We start from the raw sequence: 8438 nt of genomic DNA, 5'->3' as shown, positions 1-8438 counted from the left end.
GTATAGACAAATAGAAAAAAACTAGCAATATCAAATGCTTGTGTCTTCTTCTTCAATGAACGGGCGAAAAGGTGCTACTTTTGGCATCATTTTCGATAACTTTTAACAAAATGAAAGCTATGTTATTGATTTGAAAGAAGTTATCCCTGAGCCGCTACCCGCTCCGATTTGCTGTGCAATTTGTTCAGGGCGCTCAAATAAGCCTTGGCAGAGGCCACCACGATGTCCGGGTCGGCGCCCACGCCATTGACCACCCGCCCACCGTGTTGCAGCCGCACCGTCACCTCGCCCTGGCTTTCGGTGGAGCCGCTGGTGATGGCATTGACCGAATACAAGACCATTTCCGCACCGCTCTTGACGTGCTGCTCAATCGCCTTCAGGGACGCATCCACCGGGCCGTTGCCGTCGGACCCACTCGACACCTCCTGGCCACCGACGGTGAACACCACATCGGCGTGAGGGCGCTCCCCGGTTTCGCTGTGCTGGGCCAGTGAAACCAGGCCGTATTGTTCTTTCTCGGCGGTCACGCTTTCTTCGCTGCACAAGGCAAGAATGTCTTCGTCAAAAATCTCGCTCTTGCGGTCCGCCAACTCCTTGAAGTGCGCAAACGCGGTGTTGATCTCGGACTCCGACTCCATCTCGATGCCCAGTTCCTGCAAGCGTTGCTTGAAGGCGTTGCGACCACTGAGCTTGCCCAGCACGATCTTGTTCGCACTCCAGCCAACGTCTTCGGCGCGCATGATTTCGTACGTGTCGCGGGCCTTGAGCACGCCGTCCTGGTGGATGCCGCTGGCGTGGGCAAAGGCGTTCGCGCCCACCACCGCCTTGTTGGGTTGCACCACAAACCCGGTGGTCTGGCTGACCATGCGAGACGCGGGCACGATTTGCGTGGCATCCACACCGACGTCGAGCTGGAAGTAGTCGCGCCGCGTGCGCAAGGCCATGACGACCTCTTCCAGCGAACAATTGCCAGCCCGCTCCCCCAGCCCGTTGATGGTGCATTCCACTTGGCGCGCGCCACCGATCTTGACCCCGGCCAGCGAATTGGCCACCGCCATGCCCAGGTCGTTGTGGCAATGCACGGACCAGATCGCCTTGTCCGAGTTGGGGACACGCTCGCGCAGGGTGCGGATGAAGTCGCCGTACAACTCCGGAATCGCGTAACCCACTGTGTCGGGAATGTTCAGCGTGGTGGCGCCTTCCTTGATCACGGCTTCGAGCACGCGGCACAGAAAATCCATGTCGCTTCGGTAGCCGTCTTCCGGGCTGAATTCGATGTCGTCCACCAGATTGCGGGCGAAGCGAACCGACTGCTTGGCCTGCTCCAGCACCTGGTCTGGCGTCATGCGCAGCTTCTTCTCCATGTGCAAGGCACTGGTGGCGATGAAGGTGTGGATGCGCGCACGCTGTGCGCCTTGCAAAGCCTCGGCAGCGCGTGCGATATCGCGATCGTTGGCGCGTGCGAGCGAACAAATCGTCGAGTCTTTGATGGCCTCGGCGATCGCCCGTACCGACTCAAAATCACCGTTCGAACTGGCGGCAAAACCGGCCTCGATCACGTCCACCTTCAGCCGCTCCAGCTGGCGCGCAATGCGCAGCTTTTCGTCGCGCGTCATGGATGCACCCGGGGACTGCTCGCCGTCGCGCAAGGTGGTGTCAAAAATGATCAATTTGTCAGACATGGGGGACTCCTTCTTGTGTTCAAAATGGGGATTTAGACCGAGGCTACCTCAAACGCCACCAGGCCCGCTTTCTGCGCGCGCCGCCATCCGGAAAGAATGGCTTTGAAAGACGCGGTGACGGTGTTGGCGTCCATGCCGACACCGAACAAGGTGTGCTGCTCGTCGATGCACAGTTCAACATAGGCCACCGCCTGGGCCGACGCGCCCGCGCCCATGGCGTGCTCTTGGAAATCGACCACGCGCAACTGGTGCCCGGTGCTCGCGTTGACCCCGTTGACGAACGCGTCGATAGGGCCGGTGCCCCGCCCCTGGATGGCGCCACTGCCGGAGTCGAACCAGGCGTCGGCGTCGAGCAACACACCATCGCCGTCGGCCACCACCCGGTAGTCGGGCGCAGTCGCTTGCGACAGCGCAAATTCGGCGTCGAAGATGCGCCACAAATCCGAAGCGTCCAGCTCCTGTCCTTGTTCGTCCATGACCGCTTGCACGACCCGGCTGAATTCGACCTGAAGACGGCGTGGCAGCGTCAACTGGTACCCGGTCTCCAGCAGGTAGGCCATGCCACCCTTGCCCGACTGGCTGTTGACGCGGATCACCGCTTCGTAGCTGCGCCCCAGATCCTTGGGGTCGATGGGCAAGTACGGCATGTCCCAAACGTCGCCCTCTTGTCGCGCGGCGAAGGCCTTCTTGATCGCGTCCTGGTGCGAACCGGAAAACGAGGTGTAGACCAGTTCGCCCACGTAGGGGTGGCGCGGGTGCACCGGAATCTGGTTGCAATATTCGACAGAGCGGCGGACCTCGTCGATGTTGGAGAAATCGAGCCCGGGATCCACACCCTGGGTGTACAGGTTGAGCGCCACGTTGATCAGATCGAGATTGCCGGTACGCTCGCCATTGCCAAACAAGCAGCCTTCCAGCCGTTCGGCGCCCGCCATCAGGGCGAGTTCCGCTGCAGCAGTACCCGTGCCCCGGTCGTTGTGGGGGTGGACCGACAGGATCACGCCATCGCGGCGCTCGATGTTGCGGTGCATCCATTCGATCATGTCGGCGAAGATATTCGGCGTCGAGTGCTCCACCGTGGTGGGCAGGTTGATGATGCACTTGTTGTCAGGCCCCACTTGCCAGATCTCGGTGACCGCGTCCACCACCCGTTTGGAAAACGCCAGTTCGGTATCCGAGAACATTTCGGGCGAGTACTCGAAGGTCCAGTCCGTTTCCGGCTGGGCCGCTGCCTGCTGTTCAAACACCCGCGCGTGGTGCTGCACGAGTTGCACGATGCCGTCTTCGCTCAAGCCCAACACCACCCGCCGCATGATGGGCGCCACCGGATTGACCATGTGCATGATGACCCGGCGGGCACCGCGCACCGCTTCGAAGGTCCGTTCAATCAAGGGTTCGCGCGCATGTGTCAGCACCTGGATCGTGACGTCGTCCGGGATCAAATGCTGTTCGATCAGATGGCGCACAAAGTCGAACTCGACCTGCGAGGCAGACGGGAAACCGACTTCGATCTCCTTGAAACCGATGTTCAGCAAGGTCTGGAACATGCGCAGCTTGCGCTCGATGTTCATAGGCTCGATCAGCGCCTGGTTGCCGTCGCGCAGATCGGTGCTCAGCCAGATGGGGGCGCGGGTGAGAACCGCATCGGGCCAGGTCCGCGATGTCAAACCGATGGGTTGGAAGGCGCGGTATTTGTTGACAGCTTGCTTCAACATGGTGTTCTTTCAATGTGAAAAAAATCCGCAACCCCAAAACAAAACGGCCCGTTGCGGAAGCAAACGGGCCGTTATCAGGAATCACTCGCGCGTTACCAGACCTGCCCGTTTCGGACACCCAGTAGTAGCGAGAAGGAAATTCGTTTCATGGCAAGCAATGTATCACAAAGCCGCGCGCGGCGGCTGCGTGGGTGCGACGCGCCTCAGCCCGGCATGCGCGCACCCACGTGCACCTCGCCCCGCGCCTGGGCCAGTTCCACCTGGCGCTGGCGCTCGGCCAGCTGGGCCTTTTCTTGTGGCGTGCGCTGGTCCACGCAGTGGGCACAGCTCACGCCCTTGACATAGTGCGCAGAGGCTTTGTCCTGCTCGTTCAAAGGCCAGCGGCAAGAACGGCAGAGTTCGTGCGGGCCGGGCCGCAGACCGTGCCCCACGCTCACGCGTTCGTCGAACACAAAACACTCGCCTTCCCAGGTACTCTGTTCGGGTGGCACTTCTTCCAGGTATTTGAGAATGCCGCCTTCGAGGTGGTAGACCTGATCGAAGCCCCGCATTTTCATGAGCGCGGTGGATTTTTCGCAGCGGATGCCACCGGTGCAGAACATGGCGATCTTGGGTTTCGCATGCCCCTCTTGCAGCGCTTCCTGGGTATCGAGCCAGGCGGGCAACTCGGCAAAGGTCTTGATGTGGGGGTTGAGCGCACCCTTGAATGTACCGATGGCCACTTCGTAATCGTTGCGGGTATCGATCACCAGCACATCGGGGTCCGTCAGCAAGGCGTTCCAGTCTTGCGGCTTCACGTATTGGCCGACCGTCTTGTTGGGGTCGAGTTCGGGCACGCGCAGGGTGACGATTTCCTTCTTCAGGCGCACTTTCATGCGCAGAAAAGGCGGGTTCTCGCTCCACGAGCTTTTGTGTCGCAGATCAGCCAGACGCGCGTCCGCACGCAAGTGGGCCAACACCGCGAGCACGCCACCCTCGGGGCCGGCGATGGTGCCGTTGATGCCTTCGCTGGCCAGCAACAAGGTGCCTTTGACGCCATGGGCATCACAACAGCTTTGCAGCGGCTCGCGCAGCTCGGCAAAGTCGGCCAAATGAACGAACTTGTACAGCGCGGCGGTAAGGTAGCGGGCCTGGGTATCCATGGCGCAATTATCCCTCTCGCTGCAACCCACTCACAGCGCTTCGATGCGCGTGGGGTCGGGGCGCTCAAGCCACTGCTGCAACTCGTCGGCGAGCTGCTGGCTGGCCGATGCGGCGGCGCTCCAGGCCTGCACCCGTGCGGCCAGGTCTTGGCCGTAGCGGGTGAAGTCGGTGCGATCGGGCAGTTTGGCGTTGGGCAGCGACTGGACCCAGGCCGGGTCGGGCGCCAGCACCAGCATCGAGTCCAAGGCCGCGCTGGCCGGGTGGCGCGACTTCCAGGCCTTGTCCAGCCAGCCCGGCACCACGCTTTTCTGGAAATGCGGATACAGCACGATGGGCGCGGCGGCGGGTGCCTGGTAGTGCAGATGCAGGTGGTAGTCGGTGATGCCACCGTCCCAATAGGCACCGGGCGGCGCCCCGGCAATCCCATGCACCGCGCGCAACAAAAAGGGGATGGAACAGCTGGCTTGCAGGGCGTCCATGAAGTTGTCTTCTCGCAGCAGCACGGCGCGGGTGCGAAAGTCTTGCGTGCCAAAAGGCAGGGGCGTGCGCTCGGGAGCCCCGGGCGCGGACGGGGCGGAGAACACCACCCGCTCCAGCCAGGCCCCCAGCGCCTGGCGGCCCACTGCGTTGGCCACAAAAGCACCGGCATAACCCAACGGGGTGCGCAACCGCCCTTCCCGGCCCAGGATGTGGCGCCCGCGCGATGTGACAATGTGCAGGCGGTAGCGGGGATGGTTAAGCACCTGTGCCGTGCGGCCGCTGTAAAACTGCCGCAACTGGCCGCCGAATTGTTCGCTCACCTGGGTGGCGCTGGGCCGCTTCTGACCGGGCAGCAGCTCGTAGTGTTGGGCGATGTAGTCGCGCTCCAGCCGCTCAAAGGCCGGTACGCAGGCGTCCAGACAGGCGGTGGCCATGCGCCAGGCACCGATGGAGGCACCCACCAGGTGGATGGCTTGGTGGCTTTGGGCCAGCCAGTGGCCGAACAGAAAGCGGTCGATCGGCCCCAGGATCAGTCCTTTGGGTCCGCCCGCTGCGGCGGGCACGACCCCCACGTCCTGCGGCCGGAGCCCGTGTTGCGCGATGTGCTGCCGGGCTTTGGGCCCCGCGTAAAAACGAAGTGCTGGACGGTCGGTGCTGCGCATAGGGCTGCGATTGTCTCGCAGCCTGCACGGTTCAGGCGGGAACCGGGGTCTTTTTGTGGGCCAGAGGTGGGATGTCATCACCCACCAGGATGTCCGGGTCCATGCCCAGCGCATTGCCGATCGGGTCGGGATAGGAGCTGATCAACATGGCGTTGCCCAGCGAGAGCTCTTCGGCCCGGGCGCGCCAGGAGGCCATGTGCACCACGCCGGCAATCGGTTCGTACACACCGTTGTCAAACGGGTTGACCTGGTGCTCAATCACTTCCACCATGTTCTTGGGGAAGTTCCAGTCGCGTGCCAGCGCAGCGCCCACTTCGGCGTAGGTGTAGCCAAACATGCCTTTTTCGGCCCGTGCGCGTTTGAGGTCGAGCATGGCCACGCTGCGGTCCAGGTCGATCATGGCCTCGGGCATGCCGGCGTGCATCACCAGCTCACCGATGGCGTGGATCAAGCCGGTGGTGAAGGCGGTCCCTTCGTCGATTTTGATCGGGTGCGCGATGTATTGCGAAAGGTTGGCGCTGTTGAGGCTGTAGCGCCAGAACTGGTTCAGGTTGACGCCGCCCACGCAATGAAAACCCTGCCCCAGCGCGGCGCTGACGACCAGGGCACGCACCTTGACCAGGCCCATCACATTGATCGCGTCCTGCGCCGAGGTGATGGCGCGGGTGAGACCGAAAAATGCCGAGTTGGCCACCTTGAGCAGTTTGGCCGTGAGAATGGGGTCGTCCTCGATGTAGCTGGCCACCATCATGATGTCGACATCTTCCTGGTTGAAGGTCAACATCAGCTTGCGCACAACCTCGGGAGCAGATGGCAAAGCATTCGGCTGTTTGAGAAGTTTTTCGAGGTGCATAGTGGGCCTGCGGGAGAGTGGGTGAGGGAAAACGGGCGGATATGTGTGAATCGGCAAAATTCCGCCGGACTTGAGCCTATTCGAGGCTCAGTCGGTGAAGGCGCTCAAGGCCTGGTTGAACGACCATTCGGAAGGGTCCTTGCCCAATACGCTCTCGAGATCGAGCCCCAGAGACAGACCGACCATGTCGGGGAAGGTGGCGGCCAGTCCGTTGTTGTCCAGCTGGATCTCCTCTGCCCGGGCACGCCACGAAGCCAGGTGCAACACCCCGCCCAGGGTGTCGTAGTTGTCGCCCTCAAACGGCGTGATCTGGTTGGCCAGCGCCGATACGATGTCGCTCGGGAACTGCCATTTTTCGGCCATACCGGCACCCACCTGCGCGTAACAAAAACCAAATGCGGCCATCTCGGCCTTGGCGCGGTCCATGTCCAACGGCGGCACCCGCAAATCGATGGGAGCCAGTTTGGCGGGCATGGCGATGTGCATGATCAGGTCGCCAATGGCGTGGATCAAGCCGGTGGTGTACGCATTGCCTTCGTGCTGATTGAGCATGCTGGCGAGCGAGCGCGAGATATCGGCTACACGCAGGCTGTAGCGCCAGAACTGCTTCAGGTCCACACCGGGCACCTTTTTGAAACTGGCACCCAGCGCTGCAGCCATCACCAAGGAACGTACATGGGTGAGACCCAGCAATGCAACGGCCTCGTCGGCGCTGCCGATTTTTCGGCTGACCCGAAAAAAGGCCGAATTGGCCAGGCGCAGTACCCGCGTGGTGAGCGCTGGATCACGCGCGACCAAGCCGCCAATTTTTTTGGGGCTGGGGTCGTCCCGGTTCATTTCCGCCAGCAAGTCGGAAACGGTGCGGGACATGGGTGGCAAAGCCCTGGGGTAGGACAGGACGTCTTCGAGTTGCATGGTGCAGAAGTCCGTGAGCAGGTGTGTATTGGAACACCAGATTCATCGGCTGGCGCACCCGTAACTTAAGTTTGTTCTCGTGCAGGAAAAGTCCGAAAAACGGGCCTTTTTCAGGCTTTTCGCAAGCCGTCGAGCTTGGCAAACGCCGACGCCATGGCGGACCCGCTACCCGCAGGCTGCACCGGTTTGCCGCCCTGCCGGTCGCGCCCCGGCTGGCGTGCGGGCTCGAAGCGGTTTTCGCGCGACGCGCTGCGCGGCATCGGCTCGCCCAGCTTCATGGACAAGCCGATGCGCTTGCGCGCCACGTCCACCTCCATCACCTTGACCTTGACGATGTCGCCGGTTTTCACGATTTCGCGTGCGTCGTTGACAAATTTGTTCGCCAGTTGGCTCACATGCACCAGGCCGTCCTGGTGCACCCCCAGATCGATGAAGGCGCCAAACTGGGCCACGTTGCTGACCGTGCCTTCCAGAATCATGCCTTCGCGCAGGTCGGTGATCGCGTCCACGCCTTCGTTGAAACGCGCCACCTTGAAGTCCGGGCGGGGATCGCGGCCCGGTTTTTCCAGCTCGCCCAGGATGTCCTTCACCGTGATGACACCAAACCGCTCATTGGAGAACAGCTCCGGGCGCAAGGTCTTGAGCATGTCGGCGCGGCCCATCAGCTCGGCCACCGGCTGCGCCGTGTGCTTCAGTATCTGTTCCACCACCGGGTAGGTTTCGGGGTGCACACCGGTCATGTCCAAGGGGTTGTCGCCGTTGCGGATGCGCAGGAAGCCCGCACTCTGCTCGAACGACTTGGCACCCAGGCCGGCCACGTCCATCAACTGCTGGCGGTTGCGGAACGCGCCGTGCGCTTCGCGCCAGTGCACCACCGAACGCGCCACCGCTGCACTCAGTCCCGACACACGCGAGAGCAACGGCACGCTGGCGGTGTTCAGGTCCACCCCGACCGCGTTCACACAATCCTCGACCACCGCTTCGAGGG

Annotated in this window: 7 protein-coding genes; all 7 read right to left on the bottom strand. The window is 62.1% G+C overall.

The annotated features are described in order from the left end of the window. Positions 1-140: 140 nt before the first annotated feature. Positions 141-1682, bottom strand: a complete 1542-nt coding sequence (locus tag ABYB95_RS12000) for a 2-isopropylmalate synthase (protein WP_372658780.1) — start codon at positions 1680-1682, stop codon at positions 141-143. Positions 1683-1714: 32 nt separating this feature from the next. Then, a complete protein-coding gene (gene leuA / locus ABYB95_RS11995; RefSeq protein ID WP_372658779.1) occupies positions 1715-3397 on the bottom strand; it encodes a 2-isopropylmalate synthase in 1683 nt (560 codons plus the stop codon). A 203-nt stretch (positions 3398-3600) separates the two neighbouring features. Further along, the gene (locus ABYB95_RS11990; RefSeq protein ID WP_372658778.1) at positions 3601-4539 is read right to left on the bottom strand and encodes a rhodanese-related sulfurtransferase; all 939 of its coding nucleotides are present in this window, start codon (positions 4537-4539) and stop codon (positions 3601-3603) included. Positions 4540-4569: 30 nt separating this feature from the next. Further along, complete coding sequence (locus ABYB95_RS11985) at positions 4570-5682, bottom strand: phospholipase (protein ID WP_372658777.1); 1113 nt, start codon at positions 5680-5682, stop codon at positions 4570-4572. Between the two features lie 31 nt (positions 5683-5713). After that, complete coding sequence (locus tag ABYB95_RS11980; RefSeq protein WP_372658775.1) at positions 5714-6499, bottom strand: HDOD domain-containing protein; 786 nt, start codon at positions 6497-6499, stop codon at positions 5714-5716. 123 nt (positions 6500-6622) lie between these two features. Next, on the bottom strand, positions 6623-7450 hold the full coding sequence (locus ABYB95_RS11975; protein WP_372658773.1) for an HDOD domain-containing protein: 828 nt from the start codon (positions 7448-7450) through the stop codon (positions 6623-6625). Between the two features lie 110 nt (positions 7451-7560). Next, on the bottom strand, positions 7561-8438 hold an 878-nt coding region (locus ABYB95_RS11970), incomplete at its 5' end, for a helix-hairpin-helix domain-containing protein (protein WP_372658772.1).

This window comes from Hydrogenophaga sp. (genome assembly GCF_041633695.1).
Classification (GTDB): domain Bacteria; phylum Pseudomonadota; class Gammaproteobacteria; order Burkholderiales; family Burkholderiaceae_C; genus Hydrogenophaga.
The sequence above is the reverse complement of the archived record's forward strand: the minus strand, read 5'-3'. Positions and strand labels throughout refer to the sequence as shown.

Excerpts from the sequence above, each read along its gene's own strand:
- ABYB95_RS11975 (WP_372658773.1), bottom strand. The coding sequence starts at position 7,450 with ATGCAACTCGAAGACGTCCTGTCCTACCCCAGGGCTTTGCCACCCATG.
- ABYB95_RS11985 (WP_372658777.1), bottom strand. The coding sequence starts at position 5,682 with ATGCGCAGCACCGACCGTCCAGCACTTCGTTTTTACGCGGGGCCCAAA.
- leuA (WP_372658779.1), bottom strand. The coding sequence starts at position 3,397 with ATGTTGAAGCAAGCTGTCAACAAATACCGCGCCTTCCAACCCATCGGT.
- ABYB95_RS12000 (WP_372658780.1), bottom strand. The coding sequence starts at position 1,682 with ATGTCTGACAAATTGATCATTTTTGACACCACCTTGCGCGACGGCGAG.
- ABYB95_RS11990 (WP_372658778.1), bottom strand. The coding sequence starts at position 4,539 with ATGGATACCCAGGCCCGCTACCTTACCGCCGCGCTGTACAAGTTCGTT.